Raw genomic sequence first — 24,340 nt, forward strand, 5'->3', positions numbered from 1 at the left:
AGACTATTTAGAACAAGTCGTCTTTGCATAAATCTTTCATGCGTTTACCCTAAAAGTTTATTAAAATACTTGGCTGTAGATTAAAAGTGACAATTAATTATCGTAATATTGCAATAAATTAATACTTTAAATACTAAATACTAAATTCAATGAGTAATTTTGAACGCTATCTAACACTTTGGGTAAGTATCTGTATCGTTGTAGGAGTACTTTTGGGAAAATTTTTTGGAGAAGGTATCTCCGTAATTAGCAACTTAACAATTGCTACTATTAATATTCCTGTTGCTATTTTGGTTTGGCTAATGATTTATCCCATGATGGTGCAGATAGATTTTGACTCTCTTAAAGACGTAAAAAAGAATATAAAAGGTTTATGGCTTACCCTTACCATCAACTGGCTAGTAAAACCTTTTACAATGGCGTTTTTTGCTTGGATATTTTTTGATTATCTCTATCAAGCTTACATAACTCCTCAAGAAGCTACCGAATATTTTGCTGGTGCTGTTCTTTTGGGAGCTGCACCCTGTACTGCTATGGTTTTTGTTTGGTCTTATCTTACTCATGGAGATGCAAATTATACGCTTGTACAAGTTTCGGTAAATGATTTAATTTTATTAGTGCTTTTTATTCCAATCGTACGTTTTTTATTGGGAGTTAATAATATTGAGATTCCTTATAATGTTCTGATTACCTCTGTTGTTATTTTTGTCGTTCTACCTTTAAGTGCAGGCTATTTATCAAATAAATACCTCATCAAAAATAAAGGAATAGAATGGTTCAAAGATGTATTTTTAGCCAAGTTAAAGCCTATTTCTATTGTAGCTTTACTGACAACCCTAGTTTTATTGTTTGCTTTTCAAGGAGAAAAAATTATTCAAAACCCATTCGCTATTTTGCTTATTGCAGTTCCTCTGACTCTACAAACATATTTTATATTTTTTGTATCTTGGACTATAGGCAAATGGATAAAACTACCTCATGCTATCTGTGCACCTGCTGCAATGATTGGAGCTAGTAATTTTTTCGAACTTTCAGTAGCAATAGCAATTTCTATTTTTGGTTTGGACTCTGGAGCATCTTTAGCAACTGTGGTGGGGGTATTGATAGAAGTTCCAATTATGCTTTCTTTAGTAAAACTAGCTAACAAATGGAGTTTTTAATAAAAAAACTACTAAAATAGAAATCATATTTGGATATAAAATTTATTAATCGTAATATTGCAATACAATAATTAATTAAAATGATTTTTGAATATGGGACTTACCAAATCTGATATTTTTACAGAAGAACAAAACAGATTAGCAGACCTTGCTAAAGTTTTGGGACATCCTGCTAGAATAGCCATCTTGCAGCATTTGATAAAAGTAAATGCATGTATTGGTGGGGATTTGGTAAATGAAATTGGACTGGCACAACCTACCATCTCTCAACACCTAAAAGAACTCAAACGAGTAGGTATTATACAAGGAACAATTGAAGGAACAAGTGTTTGCTACTGCATACACCCTCAAAATTGGAAGGAAATACAGCTCTTATTCAATATTTTTTTTAATGACTTTAACTCAAAGATAGATTCTGATTTGTGTTGTTAGAAGAGTAAAGTGCTTTATCACTTATTTTTTATATTATTTAATCGTTAAATTGCAATAAACAAATGAAAAATTCATCAGAAAAAGAAATCAAAAATATGGTTCGTGAGCGTTACGAACAAGTTGCTCTACAAGACAAAAAAGCTAATGCAGCTTCTTGTTGTGGAACTACCGATAGTTCGACAGAAGTTTACAATATCATGTCAGAAAAATATGACAACCTAAATGGTTATAATTCTGATGCAGACTTGGGCTTGGGTTGTGGACTTCCTACACAGTTTGCACAAATTCAAAAGGGAAACACGGTTCTTGACTTGGGTTCGGGAGCAGGGAATGATTGTTTTGTAGCACGAGCAGAAACAGGTAGTGAAGGAAAAGTTATTGGAGTAGATTTTTCTCCAACAATGCTTAAAAAGGCTCGCCAAAATGCTGATAATTTAGGCTATAATAACGTAGAATTTAGAGAAGGAGATATTGAAAATATGCCTGTTTCTGATAATTCAGTTGATGTTGTTGTAAGTAATTGTGTATTAAATCTTGTCCCAAACAAAAAAGCCGTTTTTAGTGAAATATATAGAGTTTTGAAGAATGACGGACATTTCAGTATTTCTGATATTGTACTTTTAGGAGATTTGCCAACAGCCTTACAAAAAGATGCTGAAATGTATGCAGGGTGCGTTTCGGGTGCAATTCAGAAAGAAGAGTATTTGAACTTTATAAAAGAAGTTGGCTTTGAGAATATTACTTTACAAAAAGAAAAGACGATTTTTATCCCAGATGATATTCTTCAGAAATATCTCTCAAAGAAAGAGATAGAAGAGTTGAGGAATGGAGAAACAGGTATTTTCAGCATTACTGTTTTTGCTCAAAAGAATCCTACTCAATCACCTAAACAAACTTTACAAAAAGAGGCTACTTGCTGCCCTCCGAATAGTGGTTGTTGCTAATTTTATTTTTTTTCTATTCAACATATCTCACAATGAAAACTTCAAAATTATTTATTCTCTCATTTTTATTTCTTAGTTGTATGTCTTTCAAATCATCATTTCAAACGGATAAAAATACTTTGTTTCCAAGACTTCAAAGCTATTCGGATGGTTTAGCTTCTAATTTTGAAACCATTGACAAAGAACGCAAGGAAAAACTAAAAGAAATTGGAGACTATATTACCAAAATAAAACAAAAGCAAAACAATGATTCTGAAACGATTGATTTTACTATCATTTGTACTCACAACTCACGTAGAAGTCATCTCGGACAAGTTTGGTTACAAATTGCTGCTTATTATTATGGAATAGATGGTATCCAAACCTTTTCTGGAGGAACAGAAGCAACTGCTTTTAACCCTAGAGCTGTGGCTGCACTTCAAAGAGCAGGTGTAAAACTAGAAAAAACAACTGCTTTTGAAGGAGATGAAAATCCTGTTTATTCTATGTCAGTAGGTAAAAGTTATTCAAAAACAGTTATGTTTTCAAAAAAATATACACATAAACAAAATCCTAAAAAAGATTTTGCTGCAATCATGGTATGTAGTGATGCTGACAAAAATTGTCCCTTAGTATTGGGGGCAGATGCTCGCTTTGCTATTCCATTTGAAGACCCAAAAGTTTCAGATGGTACGCCTAGCGAAACTCAAACTTATGATGAGCGTTGTAAGCAAATCGGAACAGAGTTTTTCTTTGTGATGGATTATGTGAAGAAACAATTATACCAAAATAAAAACTAAACGACACCTAAAAATCGCATCAGTACTGCCCTACGAGAGCAGACTGATAAAAAAGGACAACATAGTTATATTGGTATTAGATAAAAAATAGCTTTCAGAGTTTTCAGTAGATTCAATAAGCACTTTATTTCTATTATTTTCAGAAATAGAGTGCTTTTTCTTAATAAGCAAAAAAACAAAAACATAAAACCTTCATTGTCCGTATCTATAAAATAGAACCTTTGGTTTATTCTAAGAGGGTAATAAGAAAAAATGTAGAAATGAGTTTTTTTAAGAAAAAAAGGATACATATTTTACTTTTTACACAAAAAAATCTTATTTTAAAGGATTAATTCAAAAGACTTATACATAAGTCAGTGTAAGACTTAACATTCAACAAATTTAACTTATCAACTTGTATGAAAGATCACTTTCAGATTGTAAAAGATTATTTATTAGAACTTGGCTACGACATCACAGCAGAAGATGCTGAAGAAGAGCTATTCATTATCAATGATGAAGAAGAAGGCATTCGTAATTTGGTGGTTGACTGTGAAGACCCTATTCTAATTATTGAGCAGTATATCCTTGAACTCAAACACATTGACGAGAAAACGCTCACTCATTTGCTTCAAAAGAACCGAGAAATTGTACATGGCGCTTTTTCATTGGATGAAACTGGAAAAAAACTTCTCTTTAGAGACACACTCCAAATCGAAAACCTAGATTTGAATGAACTTGAAGGTTCTATCAATTCCCTTAAACTACTGATGGCAGAGTATTCAGAGAATCTCTTAGAATTTGCCAAAGCAGGAGCAAGCGCAGTAAAAGCTACTGTTTAAATCTAGTATTCCCAATAGAGAGAAATAAAAATATTACAGAACTTTAAAAAGCAAAATATAATATGTCTATATTCAAACGACTTTTCAGCATGGGTAAAGCAGAAGCCCATAGTGCAATAGATAAATTAGAAGACCCTATCAAAATGACTGAACAGGGTATCCGTGATTTGAAAGGAAACCTCAATGAGAGTCTTCAAGGATTGGCAGAATTGAAAGCATTGGCAATTCGTGCTAAAAGAGACCACCAACAGTTTCTCTCTCAATCTAAAAATTATGAGCAGAAAGCTGTTTTACTTTTACAAAAAGCACAAACTGGAGAGCTAGACCCATCAGAAGCTGACCGTTTGGCATCTGAAATGCTTCGTAAGAAAGAAGAAGCACAACAGCAAGCTGACCGTACTGGAAAAGAAATGGCGATGCACGAGCAAAGTGTTGCTAAGATGAATCAAAACATTCAGACACTAAAATCAAAAGTAGGTTCTTATGAGAACGAACTTCGTACTTTGAAAGCACGCTCTAAGGTAAGTACAGCTACTAAGAAAATCAACAAGCAAATGTCACAGATTGATTCTAGTGGAACGGTAGCAATGCTTGAGCGTATGAAAGAAAAAGTAGCTCAAGAGGAAGCACTAGCAGAATCGTATGGAGAAATTGCTTCTATGAACACATCTGTGGATGATGATGTAGCGAAGGCACTAGGTACAGGTTCAGAGGCTTCATCTTCGGCTTCTCTTTTAGAATTGAAAGCAAAATTAGGTTTGGCTCAGAATGCTTCTCCTAGTTCGGATGCAAGTACAGATTCTTCAACTCCTCCTCCTCCAACACAAGAAGGATAAAACTAACAGTTAGAAGTTTCAAAAAAACCTATTTATTTCTGAAAATAAATAGGTTTTTTTCGTTTTACTACGCAGAAGTTGTTTAAGACCTGAAAGTGAGCGAAGCTAATAGAGAAAAAACAAATTACATTACAATCTGCTCTAACGAGACTGACCTAATAAATCAAGGTCAGACTGACAGGTCAGTACCGATAACTGTACAAAAATACATTCTTAAACAACTTTAGCACACTACATTTTATTCTCCTCCTTTTTTCTTACCCAAACCTCCCCAGTTTTTGAGTTTGTTTTTCAATTCTTCCTTAGCTTTATCTACTGGATTAGTAGATTTGGTAGAATCTGTTTTTGTAGTTTTAGTAGAATCACTCTCTTTATTTCCAAAAAAGTCATTTAAAATTTCTTTTCCTGTTTTGGTAGCTTCATCTTGAAGAGTTTGTTTGGCTTTCGATTTGATTTGTGCTTTTATAGCAGAATTATCCATTGAAATATTAGGACTGTTATATGTTCCTCCAATATTGAAAAGAAGTGGTATATTCTCATTCTCAATCTCTTCTGGCTTTATTTTTATAAAACTACTTACTAAAGAGAGTGCCTCTTCTTTTGGAACATCAACTTCCATGTGAAAATCAATTCCACCATCTAACGATGTTGTTCCACCAACTTTAGATATATAACCTGCAAAATCAAGATTAAATGGTTGAATATTCATCTTTCCATTTTCAATTTTAGTTTGCATCACGACATCTTTGAGGCGAGTATTCTTAAACTTAGGCATATTGGTAAGATTTGCCAGTTTATTGACAGACGGATTTTCCTTCATCATAGCATCTACAATTTTCATGATTCCACCTCCAGAAAGAGTTGCCATATCTGGCATCATATCCGATTTCAAAATACCTGTAACATTGAAGTTGTTGAGTGAGAATTTTCCATCTAGGTGTTCTGCAAGTGGTGCGAATGCTTGAGCAGTAGAGAAAGTTTTAAATGCCTCTCCCAAATTAGCTTCAATAATATCTAAGTCAAATGAAAATACTGGACGGTCTATTTCTTTGCTACTATATAATCCACTTGTACGGAATTTTCCACCCACAGCATCAAAAGTAAGATTATCCATTCTGACTTCTCCATCTTTTACTCTGACAAGTCCACGCATATTGTTGAGTTCCATATTGTCATATAAAACTTTTTCAATATTGGCATTGAATGTAAAATCTATATCTTTCGGTACTTCTACTACTCCAGTTTCGTCTTCTACTGTTGTTGGGTCATCTTCTTCGGTCATCCACTCATCTACATTAAACTGATTGGAAGTCATGTTCATATTTCCACGAATTACAGGAGTTCCATCTTGGAAACCTGCCATTGCAAGAGCATAAGCGATATAATTTGAAAGTCCACCAGTGAGAGCTATATCACTTTTACCTAAAAAACCTTGAAACGAATCCAAAATCATTTGTTGAGGTGTAAAACTTACCTTTGCATTTGTGATTTTCATTCCTTGTGGTAAATCTACGCTAGAAAAAACAAGATTTTGAACAGATAAATCTCCACTTGTAGGAAGCTCTCCATATTTTTCAGCGTCTAAGGCAGCCGTTGAGCCTTTGGTTTCAATGTCTGCTTTTATCAGTCCTGTAACAGTCATATCTTCCAAGGGAACAATTTTGGTAATGGTAGCCAAATCTAATTCGCCTTTTATAGCCAAATCATAAACTAAATTTTCTATGCCTTCGGTATGTCCAACAACTGAAAAAGGTTTTCCATCTACTTGCATCGTAATTTTTTCTAAGTCCACACGAGTATTTTCCATTTGTCCCGTATTATTTTTGGCGTGAGCTTCTACTTCTAAGTTTTCTATGGGAACAGGATAAGCCAATGATTTGACATAACCATTTTTGAGCGTCATATCTGCATCAATGGTAGGAATACGGTTTTGAGCTTCATCATAAATACCTTTTGCCAATAACTTTAAATTGTACATTCCTTTTATTTCTAGGCTGTCCATTGGATAGATTTCTGCTAACTCAGCAAGATTGACAGTAGCATTTATGTTGGCATCAATATCATATTTTTCTAAACCTTGCACTCTAACTTTTCCATTGACAGGATTTTTACCGAGGTTCATTCCAAAAGTCTTGATGTCTATGACAGTATTATTAAGGTCTGCTGTAGTATTGATAACCTGCATATCTACATTTACATTATCAACGGCTGTTGGAAGTTCTGGATATTTAAAATAACCATCTTTTACCAAAAGAGAAATATCAAATTGAGGATAGAGTTCTTTTTCAGAATTAAATTCTCCTTTTGTCATCCCCTTAAATACAAATTCTCCTTTAGCATCTAGTCCTTTATAGTCTTTCAAAAATACTGGAGGAATAAGAGAAAGAAGGCTTTTAAAGCTGGTTTCTGGTGTAGAAAAATTCAAATCCATCAAGATAGATGCTGTATTTTCTGGCATACTTAACCATCCATCCATTTTCAAAGGCAAATCATTGACTTTAAATTCATTTTCTTTGAAGGTAAATTTCATTGCCTTCATATCCATTTCAAGAGTTGCATCTGCCGAAACTGGTCGGTGATCTAAATAAGCTACGTTTTCAAAATTGATATACAAATCTTTGATAGTCGTATTGGTACTCAAATCATATTTATCTGAAGTAATATTTCCACTTCCTGTATGGTTTAGTTCATCGATAATCGCAATCATCTTTAAAGTATCATCTTGATAACGGATTCTGCCATCGGAAATATTCCATTTTTCCAATCCGATTTCGAAGGCTGCTGTGTCGGTTGTTGTGGTTGCTTCCTCTGTACTTCCTTGATAAATATCATAACTTGCTCTGCCATCTTTCAAAACACGTACATTAACAAGAGGCTTGTCAGCATAAATACTATGAATTTCTACTTTATCTTTAAAAACAGACATAAAATTGAGGGCAAGTTCAAAATTTTGTGCTGCTAAAAGTGTATCTCCCTCAAAAGGCTCACGATTGACTACACTAATATTTTCTAACTGTACTGTTAGTTTAGGAAAATGACTCAAAATGGAAATATCAAAATCTCCAAACTTTACATCTGCCAAAACTTGTTCGCTGGCAACTTTTTCAACTTTAGCTTTTAGCTGGTCTTTGAATAAAACAGGAACAAGCAAAACTGCTCCTATCAACAAGACCAACAAAACAATTATAGCAATGGATATTTTTTTTAAGATTTTCATAGTTTTAAAAATGGGTTATCAGTAAAGATACCAATTAGAAAGGTTTGATTTTTTGTAATGATAAGACTGAGCTTATCTGCTTTAAAATTGTATTTTAAACGAAAAGTTTAATCAGAAAGATAAGAAAAAGATAATCAATTTTTTATCAAAATAGTTAGTACAACATCAATATTTTTCCATTTCCAAGAAAATAAGTATAGTTTTGTAGTTTAAAAATTATCAGATTTTCTTGTCAAGCAAACCCAAATTATGGCACTTTTATTTTTTTACGCTTCTGTCTCCATTTTTTTCTCATTTATGTGTTCGATTTTGGAAGCTGTACTTTTGAGTATCACTCCCACCTTTATCAATGTCAAGAAAAAAGAAGGGAAACCTTATGCAACTATCTTAGAAAATCTTAAAAAAGATGTTGATAAACCTCTCATCGCTATTCTTACACTCAATACGATTGCACACACCGTAGGTGCAATTTTGGTAGGCGTTCAGGCAGAAAAATTGCCTTTTCAGATTGATATTTTGGGGGTAAATATAGTCGGCATTGTTTCTACTATCATGACATTTCTGATTTTGGTAGTTTCTGAAATTATTCCTAAAACTATTGGAGCAACCTACTGGAAACAGCTTGCCAACTTTACATCAAAGTCTCTCATCATTATGATTGCACCTTTAAAATACACGGGTATTTTATGGCTTTTACAACTTACTACAAAGGTAATTGGAGGCAAAGGGCATCACGGCTCAGTTTTGAGTAGAGAAGATTTTTCGGCAATGACAGAAATTGCAGAAAAAGAAGGTGTTTTTGAAGAGTCAGAATCTAAGGTGATTAAAAACTTACTCAATTTTAAAAAAATTCAGACTAAGGATATTATGACACCTCGTTCGGTAATGAAAATGACAGCCGAAGGACAAACGATTGAAAACTTTTTTAATGCCAATCAGAATCTGCGTTTTTCACGTATTCCTGTCTATCAAGCCAATTCGGATAATATTACTGGGCAAGTTTTGAAAGATGATATTTTTAAGGAAATGGCAAATGGTAATGGTTCGAAAAAGTTATCAGACATAAAAAGGGCTATTTTCTTTACTGAAAGAGACCGAAGTATTCCAGATTTGTTCGAACAGCTAATAGAAAATAGAAATCATTTGGCGATTGTAGTAGATGAATATGGTTCGGTAAGTGGACTTGTTACGATGGAAGATGTTATCGAAACGCTTCTAGGGTTAGAGATTGTAGATGAGTCAGATGGAGAAGATGATATGCAAGAACTTGCAAGAAAAAACTGGGAAAAGCGAGCAAAACGTTTAGGAATTATAAAAGAAGAAAGAAAGCAGGAAGAAGAAAATATAAATCAATCATCAGAAAATGAATGAAAATGAAATTTTTCCAAAAATTTCTAAAGACAAAAGATTAGAAGTACGTTATGTAGGATATGAAGAACCTAGTAATGGCAGAATGCTTTGGAGAGTAGCTGTTTTTTATGAACAAACAAATTTGAACGAATTTATTTTTCCAAATGGCTGGAACTATCTCAATTTTGATATTTTTGATTGGGAACTAGAAGACCCACAAAATCGTTTTTTCTACCTTCCAGTAGAAACACAAAGTGTCTTAATCAATTCTGAAACACTACAAGTACATAGGCTCAAAAAGCAAAACCTGTCGACGGCTCGCTATGTGTGTAATTTTTTTGAAGATGATTTCTTAGTAGAAATTTATGGAGATACTACAGTCAAAACCAGTTTAAAAACATTGGTTTCGGAAGAGATTAAATATTAGCAATTCGAACCAGTTTTTCCTTGTTCAAAATTCGGATTTCTTTTCCTTTAAGTTCGATAATTTTGTCTGTATTGAGTTCTGAAAGATAACGAATAGCACTTTCTGTGGCAGTTCCGACAAGGTTTGCAATTTCTTCTCTACTCAATCTGACATCAATCATATTAGGTTTATCTTTGTCTTGATAGCGATTGTGTAGGAGCAAAAGCACTTCTGCCAAACGCTCTCTAACTGATTTTTGCATCCAGTTGGTAAGGCGTTTTTCCATATCTTGTGTGTCTTTTGCCATAACTTGCATCATTCGGCGAGGAAATTCATTGTTCTCATTAATCAAATCAGAAAATGTAGAAGTGGGTACAAAACACACAATGGCATCATCTAAGGCTTCAGCCGAAACATTATAAGGCTGTCCACTAAGTAAGGAATTATACCCTAAAATTTCGCCATCTGATGCTATCTTTACAATTTGTTCTTTGCCATCAATACCTAACTTTGTCAGCTTTACTTTTCCTTCATAAATACAATGCACACCAATAGCACGAGAGCCTTCATAGAATAAATTTTGCCCTCGTTTATAAAAATTACAACCTTTGTTGGCAGACATTTCAGCAACTTGCTCTTCCGATAAATCACAAAAAACCGAAGAAACTCGTTTTGGACACGTTTCACACTTTGGAAATTCTACTTTTTTCTTTTTCATAATAATAGTTTTGCTACTGACAGCATAAGTATAGCTTATTTTACTATTATAAAAATAGAAAACAATTTCTGAAAAACCAAGCTAGTGACAATTTATAGGAGCGTTTTGCCAAGCAAAAATCCCCATTCCAAAGAACCAAATCCCCATAACTATAAAAGCATAAGGGTAGATAATTTTTAGTTTTTGAAATATAAAATGCTTTGTATTTATTTTTCTAGAAAGATTTTTTGAGAAGAATAAGGAAGCTAAAAGGAGAGGAAGCGTTCCGATGCCAAAACCTATCATAAAAATTCCTCCTTCAAGTGTTGTGCCTGCTGCTACTGCTCCTAAAAGAGCAAAATAAACTAATCCACACGGCAAAAGTCCGTTCAAAAGTCCAGCAAAAAATAGTCTATAAGGCTTTTCATCGAAGAGAAATTGTCCTATCAAAACAGATACTTTCTGAGAAAGCCATTTTAAAACTGAAATTTTATCTGTAATTCTGTCTAAATTAAAACTAAAAAGTCCAGCCAAAATAAGTGTTCCACCCAGCAAAAAAGCTGCATAACTTTGCCAGTTGGAAAAAAACAAAGCCTGCCCAACATATCCGACTCCCATTCCTAAAATAGAATACATCAAAATTCTTCCTAGTTGGTAGAAAAATAGTTTTTGCACAAACTTTTGTCCTTGCATAAATGCAAATGTAAGAGGAGCGCACATTCCAACGCAATGCAGGCTACCTGTAAGACCGAGAAATAGAGCTGGGAAAAACATTTTTCTAATGAATAATTAAAAATGGACAATGGATAATTCTGAATTTATGCTATGTAGCGACTAGGCTTACCTTATCTGATTAATATTTCATTTTTCTAAGAAAAAAGACGTTGTAGCGTATCTAAAAATGGTTTTTGATGTTCTTGATTAGGATGGTTGTTAAGTTGTGTTTTTAGATTTACAATAGGAATACGCATTGCCTTTTGTGTAAAGTCAGTTAGTATTTTTGTAATGAGCTGTTGATTTTTTTCATCTAATTCTGAACTATATTTGTTCGAAATATTATTTTTAAGGTCTTCTAAAGCTGTTTTGAAAGGGTGTAGCATCAAAATATATTCGTATTCTGTTTTCCAGTTTTGAAAATTTTCTCTTTCCTCTTTCAAAATTTCATATACAGCAGACAACGCCCCTATTCTTTCTTCTCTGACAGCTTTTGTCTGTTCTTTTAAATCATCAATATTATAGACTTTTAAAAAGTTAGTCAGTTTGTGTTCTACACTTCTAGGCATAGAAAGGTCAATAAAACACTGACGACAACTCACATTCCTAACATTTATAGTCAGAGAATTAAAGAAATTAGGCAACGAAACAGAGCTAATGACAATATCAGCTTTTTCTGCTTCTTCAAAAACATCTTTAAAGTCTATCACTTCATAAGCATTTTCAGTCGCTAACATCGCCGATTTTCCAAGAGTTCGGTTGGTAATCTTGACATTTTGGATACCCATTTTTCTTAGATTACGTACTGTGTCTGCACCAATCTTTCCCACACCAACTACTAAAATAGAAGGCATAGAAGAAGGATTGTTTTTTACAATTTTACGTACTAAATCTGCCGTTGCAAAAGAAACAGAAGCTGCTCCACTCCTAAAAACGGTTTGAGACGTAATTTTTTTACTTGCTTTCAAAACAAAGCTGATAAGTTTGTGAAAATATGTGCCAATAGTTTCTAGTTCGTCTGCAAGTTGATAGGCTTGTTTGACTTGATGCGTAATTTGCCAATCGCCAATAATTTGAGAATCTACGCCCACACTTATCTCAAAAAAACGCTTAATAACTTCATCCGAATGAGTGAGTTCTCTAAAACCAGCTTTTATCAATCGTTCAATAGAAACAGATTTTATCTGTGCAAATTTTTCTTTGACAATAGAAATAGCATTTTCTTTTCCATACCAATAGACTTCTGTCCTGTTGCAGGTAGATAAAATAAAGACTTCTTGAATTTCTGTAATGGCTTTTAGTTCAAGAAGTAGTGTTTCGGTTTCTCTTTCTGATAGCGAAAAACGTTCTCTTGTCGGAACACTAGCTTCTTTGTAAGTGATGTAGAAAGTACCAAATGAGTTTTCCATAATTGCTATTATTTTACGATTAGTTGGATGCAACTAATACAGTTTCTTGAAAGAATTTTTTATCATTTTCCGACCACGAGAGTTTTATTCTCCAAAGTCCTTGTTCTATTTTTTTTGTGATGAGTTGTTTGTTTTCTTGTTCTAAATCAATAGGAAGGGTAAAATCTAAATCCTTATCAGAAGGACGAAAAAACGCAATTTCTCCATTTACTTTGCGCTCGCTTTCAGCAGTTGGAAATTTGAGTTCTATATTTCCATTTTCTAATTGTTTTATGGTTGGTTTTTCTGTAAGAGTCGCTACATTTTTTTGCTCTTCAATTTGTGTTTGAAAATCAACTCCTTTTGAATAATAATTTTCTGTAACAAGTTCGATTTTCTGCTGATGCGACATCACTACAAGTGATAACATAAAAATCACAAAAGCTGCATAAAATAAAAATAGCCCTGTTCCCCAATTAAATTTTGCCCAAAGTGTGGTTAATGTATTCATAGTTTTTTGAGTTATTTTTTTACTGTTGTCGGTGAGACACCGACAACGGCAGAGTTATATTTTTTATGAACCGTCGTTGAGGTCAAGACCGTCAACGAGGATTATTTAATTAGCCACAAATGGTGATAAGAATTTGGTTTTTACAGTTTCAATTTTTTCTCCATTAGAAAATATTTGTAAGTGAATATCTTCTCTTTTTGGAGGTAGATTATCTTTCGGAAAGTCTATCAAGACTACACCTTTCATTGTCTGTTCTGGTAATAATTGATAACTTTCTGCTCCAATCATTTGAATTGTGCCGTGTTTTTCTTCTAAATCTATGCTCATATTTAGCGTATCGCTAGTTTTATTGATAAGCAAGACCGTAAACATATTTCTAATATCTCCTTTTTCTGTAGTTTGATACGTTGTTCCTTGCGCTCTCAAAACAATCGTTTCTACCTGTGTTCGGATAGCCAAAAGACTAACCATAGCTGTTATGAGTAAGAATAAAACAACAGAATATGCCCTCATACGAGTTGTGAACTTAAACTTTTGTTTTTTCTCAATTTCATTTCTTGACGCATAACGCACCAGTCCACGAGGTAAATCAAACTTATCCATTATCGAATCACAAGCATCAATACAAGCTGTGCAATTGATACATTCTAACTGTGTTCCATTTCTAATATCAATTCCTGTCGGACAAACCTCTACACACAAACTACAATCTACGCAATCTCCTCTTGGATCTTTTTCTCTTTCTATTGGGTCTTTTTCTCTTTTTCCTCTTCCTCTTGGCTCTCCACGCACTTCGTCATACGCTACTACAATAGAATCATTGTCTAATAAAACACCTTGTAAGCGTCCGTAGGGACAAATTGTAGTACAGACCTGTTCTCTCAAAAAAGCAAACACTCCATAGAAAAGTCCTGTAAAGACAAGTAAAGCCACAAACAAACTCAAATGCTCTGTTGGCGTATCTTCAAAGAGTTGCCAAAGCTCATCTACCCCAACAATGTAGGCTAAAAATGTATGACTTATCAGAAATGAAATCCCAAAAAATATGGAATGTTTGGCTGTTTTTTTACCTATTTTTTCAGCGTCCCACGCTTGTTTGTTTAACTTTTTTTGCGCTACTGCATCGCCTTCAATCAGATATTCAATTTTGCGAAAAACCATTTCCATAAAAATAGTTTGAGGACAAACCCAACCACAAAATAAACGTCCAAAAATGACTGTAAAAATCACTACAAAGACAATAAAGAGAAGCATTCCCAAGACAAACAAATGAAAATCTTGAGGTGTAAAAAGTTGTCCAAAAATCACAAAACGCCTAGAAAGCACATCAAACAAAAGCAATGGATTGCCATTTATTTTGATAAAAGGCGCACCAAATAAAAATGCAAGTAGAAAGGCTGCAACTACTTTCCTGTATAAATGAAACCTACCACTTGGAGCTTTCGGATAAATCCAAACACGCTTCCCAGAGGAGTCTATTGTCGAAATCGAATCTCTAAACCCGTCTTTGTCGTAATCGGTAACTTTATATTTTTTTTCTCTTTTTGGCTTTGGCGTTTCCATAACTTTAATGTATGATTTAATAGTAAGGAAAAGGCGTGCCTTTTCCTTACTATATTTTTTACTATTCTTTTATAGGTTCGTATTTCTCGCCTTGTGGGTCTTTTGCATTCGGTGGGTTAGAACCCTGCAATGACAAAACAAAACTAGCTACTTGCTGTATTTCTTGAGGTGAGAGCTGGTCTTGCCAAGCTATCATACCTTTTGAAGTAACACCATACTTGATAGTTTTATATACCGAACGAATATCGCCACCGTGCAACCAATACTCATCGGTAAGGTTAGGGCCTGAAAGTCCTTCTGCCTTTCCTCCGTGACAGGTTTTACATTTTTTGGCATAAATGCTCATTCCTTTTGTAACACCTGCTACATCAGCCAGCTCTACATTATTTTCATTGATGGCATTTGCCATGTCTGCCAAATATTGAGCTTTCAAAATATTTCCTTCTTGTACGGCTACCTCATATTCTTTAGGAGAATCTAGAGCAATTCCATTTGCATAGACATAGAGATAAATAACTCCCATGACGATAGTCAGATAGAAACCATATTTCCACCACGGTGGTAGGTCGTTGTCTAGTTCTTGAATACCATCGTAATCGTGATTCATCAGAACGGCTCTTTCAGGTTTGGCAGCATTAAACTTTTTCCAAAACCATTCAGTAAAGGACTCTGTTTCTTCTTCCACCACTTCGCCTTTAGCTATTCTATCTAGCCTAAGAACATATTTACTATGATTATATATAGAAATACTAGCCATCAAGACCAATATGACTATAAAAAGTGTAATCGTTGTTAGGATGACAACACCTAGTTCTAAAGGAGTGAAATCAGTAGAAATTCCACTTGTGTCTTGTGAAAAACTGTTTTGGGACATTAAGAAAAATACCATTGTTAGAAAAGCAAGTTTCTTTTTGGGTATATTTTTTTGATTGAATAGATTATATATTTTCTGTTTCATTTGTATGGGTATTTGGAGTAAATGAATTAGAAGTAGCGTCTTCTAAGGGAAGGCTTTCCCAGTGTGCTACATTTGATTTTTTAGCCGAATAGACATTGACAAGCATTATCACAAAGACAGAAAAGAAAATTATCACGCCCATAATTGGATAAATATCAATACCTTCAATGGCTCTTGCTACGTCTTTATACATTGTTTTTATATTTTTTATCCTCAACGACGCTTTCAAGCTCGTTGACGGTTGTGTAAAATAGGTAGAGGTAAACCGTCGTTGAGGCTCAAAATGCAGCCGTCAACGAGGGTTTTTAAAATTATTTTTTAGGCAAATATTGAGGAGCAACTTTCTTTACATCTGTCCCCAAACGTTGCAGATAGGCAATCATTGCAATAATTTCTCGGTCAGATTTGACTTGAATATTATCTTTTGCCAATCGTTCCTGTATTTCAGCTGCCTGTTTTGCCATATCCTCATGAACTTCTTTTTCAAATCCTTTTGGATATGGTACGCCCAACGCTTGCATAGCTTTTATTTTTCTCTCGGTAAGAGATGTATTTAACTGATTTTCAATCAGCCAATAATAGGCTGGCATAATCGAACCAGGTGAAGTAGATTGAGGGTCGTACATGTGGTTGAAGTGCCAAGAGTCTGGCATTTTTCCACCCTCACGCTGCAAATCTGGCCCTGTACGTTTAGAACCCCACAAGAACGGACGGTCATAGACAAACTCACCTGCTTTAGAGTAATCTCCGTAGCGTTCGGTTTCATCTCTGAAAGGTCGTATCATTTGAGAATGACAAACAGCACAGTTTTCACGGATATACAAGTCTCTTCCTTCCAATTCTAAAGGCGTGTAAGGCTTCACGGCTGCAATCGTCGGAACATTTGAACGAATCAAAAATGTAGGAACAAATTCTATAATTCCACCAATAAGAATCGCTACTGTACTCCAAAACAAAAGTTGTATTGGACGTTTTTCAATCCAAGAGTGCCAGTGTCCTCCTTTTTCTTTTTCTTGAACCTTGATAGCTGGAGCAGAGGCTTTTTCTTCTGGAACAAATTTTCCTTGTTGAATGGTCTGATAAATATTATAAATCATAATCAAGACACCAATTACATACAACAAGCCACCAAATGCACGCATATAATACATTGGTAAAATCTGAGTAACGGTTTCTAAAAACTCATATTTCAAGAAGCCAGCAGGTGTAAACTCTTTCCACATCAAACTTTGTGTCCAACCTGCCCAGTAAATCGGAATAGCATAGAACAAAATTCCTAATGTACCAATCCAGAAGTGAACGTTAGCTAGTTTTTTAGAGAAAAGATTAGTACTAAATAGGCGAGGCATCAGCCAATAAATCATTCCAAATGTAAGAAAGCCGTTCCAACCTAATGCGCCAACGTGTACGTGAGCAATTGTCCAGTCTGTGTAATGACTAATTGCATTTACATTTTTAAAAGAAAGCATTGGTCCTTCAAAAGTAGCCATACCATAAGAAGTAAGAGCGACTACCATAAATTTCAATACAGGGTTTTCACGTACTTTATCCCAAGCACCACGCAAAGTAAGAAGTCCGTTGAGCATACCACCCCAAGACGGAGCAATGAGCATCAATGAAAAGACTGTTCCTAACCATTGCGCCCAGTCTGGCAACGCTGTATAAAGCAAGTGGTGAGGACCTGCCCAAATGTAGATAAAAATTAATGCCCAATAGTGAATAATGGAAAGACGATATGAATAAACAGGACGGTTAGCTGCTTTAGGAACGAAGTAATACATCAAACCCAAATACGGTGTTGTGAGGAAGAACGCCACAGCATTGTGTCCGTACCACCATTGAACGAGTGCATCTTGAACTCCTGCGTAAAGCGAATAACTTTTAGTAAGTGAAACAGGATATTCCATTGAATTTACAATGTGTAGAACTGCTACTGTAACGAAAGTAGCTATGAAGAACCAAATCGCTACGTAAAGATGTTGTTCTCTACGCTTGATGATTGTTCCCATCATATTGACACCAAAAACCACCCAAATAAGCGCAATCGCAATATCTAAAGGCCATTCTAATTCGGCATATTCTTTTGCTGTATTGTAACCTAAAAATAATGTCAAGGCAGCAAAAACGATAATCATTTGCCAACCCCAAAAGTGAATTTTACTAAGCAAATCACTAAACATACGAGCCTTACACAGACGAGGAAGTGCATAATATACGCCCATAAAAATACCATTTCCTACAAAAGCAAAGATTACGGCATTTGTATGCACAGCACGAACACGCCCAAAGGTAAAGTATTCGGTAAAATTGAACATTGGATGAGCCATTTGAAGGGCTGCCAGTAAGCCAACAAGCATTCCGACAACACCCCAAAACGTAGTCGCATAAGCAAAATTTCTAACAATCGTATTGTCATAAGAAAAATGCTCTAGCTCTAAGCCTTCCCATTTTTTCTTTTTAGGAGGACTTTCTTGTGTGATTTGATTGGAGGTTTGATTTTCCATAGAGATAAAGTATATATAGATTGAAATACAAAATGTAAAGTTTTCCTGATTGAATAGATTTTAGTTGAGATGTTCGGTTGTGTTATTTTCTCCTGTTTCGGAATCGCTATATGTATCGTCAAATAAAATTCGCATACTTGGTGTGTAAGTGTCTTCGTATTGGTTGTCTTTGACTGACCAAAAAAAAGCAGCCAAAAAGCCTAATGCCACGACCAAACTACACACGACCAAAATTATCAGCACTTGCATATTTTTATTGATTTTAGAGTGATTAAGACAGCAAATGCCATCTTTTTTGGTTTTCTATGTTACAAATGTAGAGGATGAGGAAAGCGAAAAACAGGAGAGTATTCAGATAAAAAGATGACTTTTGACAGGTTTTGGAAATTATTATTTAGCAATAAAAAAAACACCTTCCATTTTTCTGAAAGGTGTTATGATATAAGTCGTCGTTGAGGCACTGACAAGAGCAGAGAATATGAAGCCAACAATGTTATAGCTTTTGAGAAGGTATTTTTTTACTTTCTCAACTTCTGTACTTTTTGAACAATACGTGCAAACGTACCTGTTTGTGTATCTGAAATAACATCTGTATCATTCACAAATCGAATGTTTTCAACAGTATAGAAAGCGTTGGGGTTATGCTTTTGAATGAGCTTGATAAACTTGGTAAGTTCCTTTCGTTTGACCACTGAAAAAAGAATACTTACTTCGCCATGTTTTCCTTCTGCTTCCACATGTGTAAAACGATAATTAGAGTTTTTCAGAGCTTCTGTTAAATTAGTGGCTGTTCGGCTAGTAATAATTCTGACCATTGCCATTCCTAAGGCTATACGCTGTTCCAAGTAAATCCCTAGATAATTTCCCATTGCAAAACCTGTTGCATACGCCAAGTACGACATTACATTATTTAAGTTTTGCATAATTTGTCCGATAGCCAAAAGCCATATAAACGCCTCTACAAAACCAATTATGGGAGCAATATTGCGCCTGCCCATTGTTACTAGCACAATACGTAAGGTAGAAAGACTAACATCGGTTAGCCTCGCCAAAAAAATCAAAAAAGGCAAAATAATATAACCAAATATCCAGTCCCAGTTTTGAGAAAACCAGTTTTCCATAACAAAATGAGTGTTTCTTCAAGTAAAAATTTACGGCAAAGGTCGGTAATTGTCTTTTATTAAAATACCTCAAAAGCTGACAAAGTTCATTTTTTAAGGACTTTTTTAGATATAATTTTGTCATTATCTAAAAACTATCACGTTGAAGTTATGGCAACACTAGCAGCACCTCCACCAGCAGAAGCAGCTCAAAAGGCAAAAGAAGTAAAAGAAAACCACGCTTGTTTTCATTGTGGCGACAAATGTCCTCCTAAGCCTATTTTATACGATGAAAAGGCGTTTTGCTGTTCGGGCTGTCAAACGGTGTATAGTATTCTTTCTCAAAACGGACTAGAAAGTTATTATGCTCTTGAAAAAGCTGGAATTTCTCCCAAACTCAATCAAAATCCAGAACAATTTGCGTATTTAGACAATCAAGAACTGATTGCCCAGTTAGTAGATTTTACCGATGGAAATTTTACTCGTATTACATTTAATCTACCTCAGATTCATTGTGCTTCTTGTGTGTGGCTATTGGAAAAACTACCTCATCTTTTTGAAGGCGTACAGGATTCTAAAGTCAATTTTTTGAGAAGGGAAGCGAATGTTAGTTTTTATGCTGATAAAATTTCCCTTCGAAAGCTCGTCGAAGCTCTTTCTTCGTTGGGCTACACGCCAGATTTAAAATTAGAATCTAAAAACAAGAAGAAAAAAAACACACTACCTCCTAATTTTTTACTGCGTTTGGGAGTGGCTGGATTTTGTTTTGGAAACTTGATGCTACTTAGTTTTCCTGAATATTTGGGTCTGCCGATTGCAGAAGACGAGTTTCCTCGTTTTTTTGGTTACTTGAATATTTTACTTTCTCTGCCTGTGTTGCTTTTTAGTGGGGCAAATTATTTTAAAGATGCTTTTTATGCTCTACGACACAAAACATTAAACTTTGACGTACCGATTGCACTTGGTATTTCGGCTCTTTTTGGGCGAAGTATCTATGAGATTTTGAGCCACACAGGCGCAGGATATTTAGATTCTTTGGCTGCTCTTATCTTTTTACTTCTGATAGGACAATGGTTTCAACGCCGAACCTTTGATAGTATTTCTTTTGAAAGAGATTACCAGTCTTATTTTCCTTTGGCTGCTCTTTTAGAAACGGAAGAAGACCATCAAAAAATTATAAGGTCAGTTTCTTTGTCTGATTTGAAGATAGAGGATATTGTTATTGTAAAAAACGGACAGCTTATCCCAGCTGATGGAGAACTTTTGGAGGGAAAGGCACAGATAGATTATAGCTTTGTGAGTGGGGAAACCAAACCCATAGAGGCAAAACAAGGCGAACGCCTCTATGCAGGGGGAAGGCAGTGGGGCGAACCGTTGCGTATAAAACTTCTCAAAACCGTTTCACAAAGTTATTTGATGCAACTTTGGAACAATGAAGCCTTTGACAAAGACAATAATCATTTACTCAAAAACCTAACACAGCGTTGGGGTAGAAATTTTACCGTTTTTGTACTTGTAGTGGCGTTTTCTAGTGCTGGATATTGGCTTTATGCAGCAGGTTGGGAGGCTGCAATTAATGTTTTCACTTCGGTCTTGATTGTGGCTTGTCCGTGTGCATTGGCTTTGAATGCTCCTTTTGCCTTCGGAAATGCTAGACAGATTTTGGCAAAACATCTCTTTTTCTTAAAAAATACAGATGCCATTGAAGGATTGGCAACGAAAAAAGCTCATTTAGTTTTTGATAAAACTGGAACACTTACTACCTCTACACCAAAAGCCATTTGGAAATCATTAGAACCATCGACAACAGACTTAGAAATAGAAGAAAAACAAATTTTGGCAGCTCTTTCTTCAGCTTCTTTGCATCCAGTCAGTAAAGCAATCTATGAAGCTGTTTCTGATTTTGGAGAGGGAATAATGTATGACTTTGAGGAAAAAATAGGCTTTGGAATTGAAGCAAAAACAAGACAACAGAATCAAGAAACTATATGGAAAATTGGAAATGCAGCTTTTGTAAATTATGAAGCAGAACATCAAAAGGATAAAAATTCAAAAGTTTTTGTAAGTAAAAACGATATCGTAAAAGGCTATTTTGAGCTTTCTAATCCTTTGCGTAAAGATATTTTTGTTTTGTTGGATGATTTTAAAAAACAAAATTTCAATCTCTCTTTACTTTCTGGTGATAACGACTTTGAAAAACTTCGTTTTGTAGATATTTTTGGAACAAAAAATCTTCATTTCAATCAAAAACCAATAGACAAACTTAGTTTTCTTAGAAAATTAACATCTCAAAACACAGAATCTGTCTTTATGATTGGCGATGGCTTAAATGATGCAGGAGCGTTGAAACAATCTGACTTTGGTATTGCGATAAGCGAACACCAAGAACAATTTTCTCCTGCTTGTGATGCCATTTTGAGAGCTGAAGCCTTACCAAAACTAGCTAGGTTTATGAAATATGCTCGCCAAACAATAAATGTGGTGCGTTTTGGGCTTGTAGTTTCGCTATGTTATAATTTGGTCGGACTTAGTTTCGCTGTAAGTGGTACACTATCTCCTTTAGTAGCTGCTATCTTGATGCCTCTTTCTTCTGTGAGTGTGGTGGGTTTGGGAGTGTTTCTGACTTGGTTTTTGAGTAGAAAGCTTTAAATTACAATTTAATTTAAAAACCATCCAAATGTACAAAACTATTCTAGCAGTTCTGCTCACCATTCTGTTATCTAACATTTCACTAGCACAGGTAAATGAGAAAGAAATTGAAGCTGATTTACAGCAGATGATAAATGATATTTCAGATTATTATGTTTATTTAGAAGATAAAAATATAGAATTATCGTGTATAGAAAAAAATTATAAAGAAAAGATTAAGAACATCAAAACTAAGACAGATGTCATCTTGCTGTTTGAGAATTTGTTGAATGAGTTCTACGATAGTCATCTTATTTTAAATACAAACACAAAATCTTCTTATCGTTTGTACTCTCCTATTTACGCTACTTTTCAAAACGAAAAAGCGATTATTACGAATGTATGGCAAACTGAATTAGAAAATATACCTAAAGATATAATTGAAACTCAAATACAAAAAATCAATGGTATTGAGATAGAAAAAGTAATAGCTAGTTTTCCTACTCATTGCCAAGACAAAAAGAACCCTAAGGTAAGAGAATGGATACTCAATAAAATACTAGCAGGAAAATACAATGAACCAAGAATACTTACACTACAAGCAAAAAATAATTCTATCATACATCTTGATTTAGATACACTTCAAACAAAAAAATATACTACTCTAGCAGATAGTTACAAAAAAAACAACATAGGAGTTATCAAGATAAATAACTCGTTAGGCAACAATAATCTCATTGAAGTATTTGATAGTTTGATCAATCAATTAATGGATACAGACGGTCTAATTATAGACCTTAGAAATACTGTTGATGGAGGAAACTCATACGTTGCTCGTGCTATTATGGGAAGATTTATCAATAGTTCACAACCTTATCAAGTGCATGAGTTGGAAGAGCAGTACGATGGCAAAACAAAAGTAGATAGAAAATGGGTAGAATATGTAAACCCAAGAGAAAACCAGTACAAAAAACAAGTTGTAGTTTTGGTAGGAAGATGGACAGGAAGTATGGGCGAAGGCATTACAATAGGTTTTGATGCTATGCAGCGAGGAAGTATTGTGGGAACAGAAATGGAACGTTTGGCTGGGGAGATGTCGTATTTTCCTTTTCAAGATCAAAATTTTGGATACAGACTATCAGTAGCAAAGTTATCTCATACAAATGGAACTCCTAGAGAGAATTATGTTCCTACAAAATATGTACGACAAACCACAACACAAATAGATGAAACGCTGCAAGAGGCAATAAAACTTCTTAAAAAGTAAACTACCTTGATTTCTGATAGAAATCAAGGTATGAAAACATTCTATCAAGTAATTTCTTAGAAAGTATAACCTACATTAATATTCAAAACGTGTTTGAACTGAATGGCTCGTTTGGGTGCTTCTTCGTCGTCCTGTGGAATCAAAACGTCGTGGTCGTAGATAAGCTGTGTAGCAAAACTGGTAGTAAGATATTTATTTATTTTAAAAACAATTAGATTCTCCCAGTTTACGTCTATTTGTGTGAGTGTTTCATAGTTAGCAAAAAGATTGAGAGTAGAGGTAAGTTTTACATTTTCCATCACATCGTATGTCAAGTTGGCATCGAAGTTAGAACCAAATTCTGAGCGAATATTTTGTCCTTCTTCTACTCCAAAAGCTCCAATATTTGCCAAAGAATCATTCATCACAAAAGTAAACTTAGCAGCTACTGGCGAATAACGCATACTAAAAATTTTGGTTTCGTAACGAATACCTGTCGCAAATAGCAAATACCCAGGAGAAAGAAGATTTGAAATGAGCTGTCCTTGTTGTTCTTTTCCTAAAGAATCTCTATCAAAAAAATAACCAGGAGCCATTTGAGTACGGAAACTTACTGATGTTCCACTACTCCAGTTTTTACCTAAGTTGTAGTTATATTTTGAATCAAACTGAAAGTTATCATCTGTTTTCTTAAAGAGATTGAAATCACTTTTTCCAACTCTTGCCATTCCATATTGCACCAGAAGGTTGTTTTCCCAAGACGACTTTTCTGTTTTGCGAGTAGCATTGAAATTAAAAATTCCACCTAAAGCAATAGAACTTTGTCCACCTCCTGCCCAGTTACTCAACCCTACGTTTGAAAACGTAGCAGAGATAGAACCACTTTTTTTCCAAATTTCTACTTTTTTTACAGGAACAGTAGCAATGCCGTCAGTTGTTACATTGGTAGTATCTTGTGCAGAAACAGAATAACAAATAAAGAGAGAAAGTAAAAATACGATAGAGAGCGTGTTGATATATCTCATAAGGAATAGTTAAAATATTAGAAAAATACAATAAAATCATTCTAAGTTTAAATAAGTAAAC

Annotated in this window: 22 protein-coding genes; 10 read left to right on the forward strand and 12 right to left on the reverse strand. The window is 34.6% G+C overall.

Annotated elements, in window-relative coordinates:
• Nucleotides 1-149: 149 nt before the first annotated feature.
• The 6 genes from arsB to QZ659_RS07680 all read left to right on the forward strand — a co-directional run bounded on the left by arsB (nt 150) and on the right by QZ659_RS07680 (nt 4,972).
• Complete coding sequence (gene arsB, locus QZ659_RS07655; RefSeq protein ID WP_291724403.1) at nt 150-1,160, forward strand: ACR3 family arsenite efflux transporter; 1,011 nt, start codon at nt 150-152, stop codon at nt 1,158-1,160.
• 93 nt (nt 1,161-1,253) lie between these two features.
• Nucleotides 1,254-1,592: an ArsR/SmtB family transcription factor gene (locus QZ659_RS07660; RefSeq protein WP_291724407.1), complete on the forward strand. Its 339-nt coding sequence runs from the start codon at nt 1,254-1,256 to the stop codon at nt 1,590-1,592.
• 62 nt (nt 1,593-1,654) lie between these two features.
• Nucleotides 1,655-2,536 (forward strand): arsenite methyltransferase, encoded by an 882-nt coding sequence (locus QZ659_RS07665; RefSeq protein WP_291724410.1) that lies wholly within the window; start codon nt 1,655-1,657, stop codon nt 2,534-2,536.
• A gap of 32 nt (nt 2,537-2,568) precedes the next feature.
• Nucleotides 2,569-3,315 (forward strand): protein-tyrosine-phosphatase, encoded by a 747-nt coding sequence (locus QZ659_RS07670; protein ID WP_291724413.1) that lies wholly within the window; start codon nt 2,569-2,571, stop codon nt 3,313-3,315.
• Between the two features lie 398 nt (nt 3,316-3,713).
• Nucleotides 3,714-4,136, forward strand: coding sequence for a molecular chaperone Tir (locus QZ659_RS07675; protein ID WP_291724416.1), 423 nt, complete (start codon nt 3,714-3,716; stop codon nt 4,134-4,136).
• Nucleotides 4,137-4,198: 62 nt separating this feature from the next.
• Complete coding sequence (locus QZ659_RS07680; protein WP_291724419.1) at nt 4,199-4,972, forward strand: PspA/IM30 family protein; 774 nt, start codon at nt 4,199-4,201, stop codon at nt 4,970-4,972.
• A 238-nt stretch (nt 4,973-5,210) separates the two neighbouring features.
• Here QZ659_RS07680 and QZ659_RS07685 read toward each other — a convergent pair whose 3' ends face one another.
• A complete protein-coding gene (locus QZ659_RS07685) occupies nt 5,211-8,189 on the reverse strand; it encodes an AsmA family protein (RefSeq protein ID WP_291724421.1) in 2,979 nt (992 codons plus the stop codon).
• Between the two features lie 249 nt (nt 8,190-8,438).
• On the opposite strand from QZ659_RS07685, the gene QZ659_RS07690 reads away from it, so the two are divergent.
• Nucleotides 8,439-9,560, forward strand: coding sequence for a CNNM domain-containing protein (locus tag QZ659_RS07690; RefSeq protein ID WP_291724424.1), 1,122 nt, complete (start codon nt 8,439-8,441; stop codon nt 9,558-9,560).
• Complete coding sequence (locus QZ659_RS07695) at nt 9,553-9,966, forward strand: hypothetical protein (RefSeq protein ID WP_291724427.1); 414 nt, start codon at nt 9,553-9,555, stop codon at nt 9,964-9,966. The genes QZ659_RS07690 and QZ659_RS07695 overlap by 8 nt, the downstream gene beginning before the upstream one ends.
• Here QZ659_RS07695 and QZ659_RS07700 read toward each other — a convergent pair.
• From QZ659_RS07700 to QZ659_RS07745, 10 genes are all read right to left on the reverse strand, one after another.
• A complete protein-coding gene (locus QZ659_RS07700; RefSeq protein ID WP_291724430.1) occupies nt 9,956-10,663 on the reverse strand; it encodes a Crp/Fnr family transcriptional regulator in 708 nt (235 codons plus the stop codon). The two genes, QZ659_RS07695 and QZ659_RS07700, sit on opposite strands and share 11 nt — an antisense overlap.
• Before the next feature lie 81 nt (nt 10,664-10,744).
• Nucleotides 10,745-11,416, reverse strand: a complete 672-nt coding sequence (locus tag QZ659_RS07705; RefSeq protein ID WP_291724433.1) for a sulfite exporter TauE/SafE family protein — start codon at nt 11,414-11,416, stop codon at nt 10,745-10,747.
• 95 nt (nt 11,417-11,511) lie between these two features.
• Nucleotides 11,512-12,765: a glutamyl-tRNA reductase gene (hemA, locus tag QZ659_RS07710; RefSeq protein WP_291724436.1), complete on the reverse strand. Its 1,254-nt coding sequence runs from the start codon at nt 12,763-12,765 to the stop codon at nt 11,512-11,514.
• Nucleotides 12,766-12,784: 19 nt separating this feature from the next.
• Nucleotides 12,785-13,255, reverse strand: coding sequence for a FixH family protein (locus QZ659_RS07715; protein ID WP_291724439.1), 471 nt, complete (start codon nt 13,253-13,255; stop codon nt 12,785-12,787).
• Between the two features lie 105 nt (nt 13,256-13,360).
• Complete coding sequence (gene ccoG / locus QZ659_RS07720) at nt 13,361-14,818, reverse strand: cytochrome c oxidase accessory protein CcoG (RefSeq protein WP_291724442.1); 1,458 nt, start codon at nt 14,816-14,818, stop codon at nt 13,361-13,363.
• 61 nt (nt 14,819-14,879) lie between these two features.
• Nucleotides 14,880-15,776 (reverse strand): cbb3-type cytochrome c oxidase N-terminal domain-containing protein, encoded by an 897-nt coding sequence (locus QZ659_RS07725; RefSeq protein ID WP_291724445.1) that lies wholly within the window; start codon nt 15,774-15,776, stop codon nt 14,880-14,882.
• Nucleotides 15,757-15,969 carry a cbb3-type cytochrome c oxidase subunit 3 gene (locus QZ659_RS07730; RefSeq protein ID WP_291724448.1) on the reverse strand — a complete coding sequence of 71 codons (213 nt, stop codon included), beginning with the start codon at nt 15,967-15,969 and terminating at the stop codon, nt 15,757-15,759. The genes QZ659_RS07725 and QZ659_RS07730 overlap by 20 nt, the downstream gene beginning before the upstream one ends.
• A 118-nt stretch (nt 15,970-16,087) precedes the next feature.
• Nucleotides 16,088-18,280: a cytochrome-c oxidase, cbb3-type subunit I gene (gene ccoN, locus QZ659_RS07735; RefSeq protein ID WP_291724451.1), complete on the reverse strand. Its 2,193-nt coding sequence runs from the start codon at nt 18,278-18,280 to the stop codon at nt 16,088-16,090.
• Nucleotides 18,281-18,340: 60 nt separating this feature from the next.
• Nucleotides 18,341-18,529, reverse strand: coding sequence for a cbb3-type cytochrome oxidase assembly protein CcoS (gene ccoS / locus QZ659_RS07740; RefSeq protein WP_291724454.1), 189 nt, complete (start codon nt 18,527-18,529; stop codon nt 18,341-18,343).
• A gap of 269 nt (nt 18,530-18,798) precedes the next feature.
• Complete coding sequence (locus tag QZ659_RS07745) at nt 18,799-19,401, reverse strand: DUF2179 domain-containing protein (protein ID WP_291724457.1); 603 nt, start codon at nt 19,399-19,401, stop codon at nt 18,799-18,801.
• 150 nt (nt 19,402-19,551) lie between these two features.
• On the opposite strand from QZ659_RS07745, the gene QZ659_RS07750 reads away from it, so the two are divergent.
• Together QZ659_RS07750 and QZ659_RS07755 are read left to right on the forward strand one after the other, a co-directional pair.
• Nucleotides 19,552-22,029 (forward strand): heavy metal translocating P-type ATPase, encoded by a 2,478-nt coding sequence (locus QZ659_RS07750; RefSeq protein WP_291724459.1) that lies wholly within the window; start codon nt 19,552-19,554, stop codon nt 22,027-22,029.
• A 28-nt stretch (nt 22,030-22,057) separates the two neighbouring features.
• On the forward strand, nt 22,058-23,275 hold the full coding sequence (locus tag QZ659_RS07755; protein ID WP_291724462.1) for a S41 family peptidase: 1,218 nt from the start codon (nt 22,058-22,060) through the stop codon (nt 23,273-23,275).
• A 56-nt stretch (nt 23,276-23,331) separates the two neighbouring features.
• Here QZ659_RS07755 and QZ659_RS07760 read toward each other — a convergent pair whose 3' ends face one another.
• Nucleotides 23,332-24,279, reverse strand: coding sequence for a DUF3078 domain-containing protein (locus QZ659_RS07760; RefSeq protein ID WP_291724467.1), 948 nt, complete (start codon nt 24,277-24,279; stop codon nt 23,332-23,334).
• Nucleotides 24,280-24,340: the final 61 nt, after the last annotated feature.

The organism is Bernardetia sp., from assembly GCF_020630935.1.
Classification (GTDB): Bacteria; Bacteroidota; Bacteroidia; order Cytophagales; family Bernardetiaceae; genus Bernardetia.

Bases quoted from the DNA above. Each gene is read 5' to 3' on its own strand.
- ccoN (WP_291724451.1), bottom strand. From the start codon at position 18,280: ATGGAAAATCAAACCTCCAATCAAATCACACAAGAAAGTCCTCCTAAA.
- QZ659_RS07760 (WP_291724467.1), bottom strand. From the start codon at position 24,279: ATGAGATATATCAACACGCTCTCTATCGTATTTTTACTTTCTCTCTTT.
- QZ659_RS07755 (WP_291724462.1), top strand. From the start codon at position 22,058: ATGTACAAAACTATTCTAGCAGTTCTGCTCACCATTCTGTTATCTAAC.
- QZ659_RS07665 (WP_291724410.1), top strand. From the start codon at position 1,655: ATGAAAAATTCATCAGAAAAAGAAATCAAAAATATGGTTCGTGAGCGT.
- QZ659_RS07705 (WP_291724433.1), bottom strand. From the start codon at position 11,416: ATGTTTTTCCCAGCTCTATTTCTCGGTCTTACAGGTAGCCTGCATTGC.
- QZ659_RS07745 (WP_291724457.1), bottom strand. From the start codon at position 19,401: ATGGAAAACTGGTTTTCTCAAAACTGGGACTGGATATTTGGTTATATT.
- hemA (WP_291724436.1), bottom strand. From the start codon at position 12,765: ATGGAAAACTCATTTGGTACTTTCTACATCACTTACAAAGAAGCTAGT.
- QZ659_RS07750 (WP_291724459.1), top strand. From the start codon at position 19,552: ATGGCAACACTAGCAGCACCTCCACCAGCAGAAGCAGCTCAAAAGGCA.
- QZ659_RS07675 (WP_291724416.1), top strand. From the start codon at position 3,714: ATGAAAGATCACTTTCAGATTGTAAAAGATTATTTATTAGAACTTGGC.
- QZ659_RS07695 (WP_291724427.1), top strand. From the start codon at position 9,553: ATGAATGAAAATGAAATTTTTCCAAAAATTTCTAAAGACAAAAGATTA.
- ccoS (WP_291724454.1), bottom strand. From the start codon at position 18,529: ATGCAAGTGCTGATAATTTTGGTCGTGTGTAGTTTGGTCGTGGCATTA.
- QZ659_RS07670 (WP_291724413.1), top strand. From the start codon at position 2,569: ATGAAAACTTCAAAATTATTTATTCTCTCATTTTTATTTCTTAGTTGT.
- arsB (WP_291724403.1), top strand. From the start codon at position 150: ATGAGTAATTTTGAACGCTATCTAACACTTTGGGTAAGTATCTGTATC.
- QZ659_RS07680 (WP_291724419.1), top strand. From the start codon at position 4,199: ATGTCTATATTCAAACGACTTTTCAGCATGGGTAAAGCAGAAGCCCAT.
- QZ659_RS07715 (WP_291724439.1), bottom strand. From the start codon at position 13,255: ATGAATACATTAACCACACTTTGGGCAAAATTTAATTGGGGAACAGGG.
- QZ659_RS07660 (WP_291724407.1), top strand. From the start codon at position 1,254: ATGGGACTTACCAAATCTGATATTTTTACAGAAGAACAAAACAGATTA.
- QZ659_RS07685 (WP_291724421.1), bottom strand. From the start codon at position 8,189: ATGAAAATCTTAAAAAAAATATCCATTGCTATAATTGTTTTGTTGGTC.
- QZ659_RS07730 (WP_291724448.1), bottom strand. From the start codon at position 15,969: ATGTATAAAGACGTAGCAAGAGCCATTGAAGGTATTGATATTTATCCA.
- QZ659_RS07700 (WP_291724430.1), bottom strand. From the start codon at position 10,663: ATGAAAAAGAAAAAAGTAGAATTTCCAAAGTGTGAAACGTGTCCAAAA.
- QZ659_RS07725 (WP_291724445.1), bottom strand. From the start codon at position 15,776: ATGAAACAGAAAATATATAATCTATTCAATCAAAAAAATATACCCAAA.
- QZ659_RS07690 (WP_291724424.1), top strand. From the start codon at position 8,439: ATGGCACTTTTATTTTTTTACGCTTCTGTCTCCATTTTTTTCTCATTT.
- ccoG (WP_291724442.1), bottom strand. From the start codon at position 14,818: ATGGAAACGCCAAAGCCAAAAAGAGAAAAAAAATATAAAGTTACCGAT.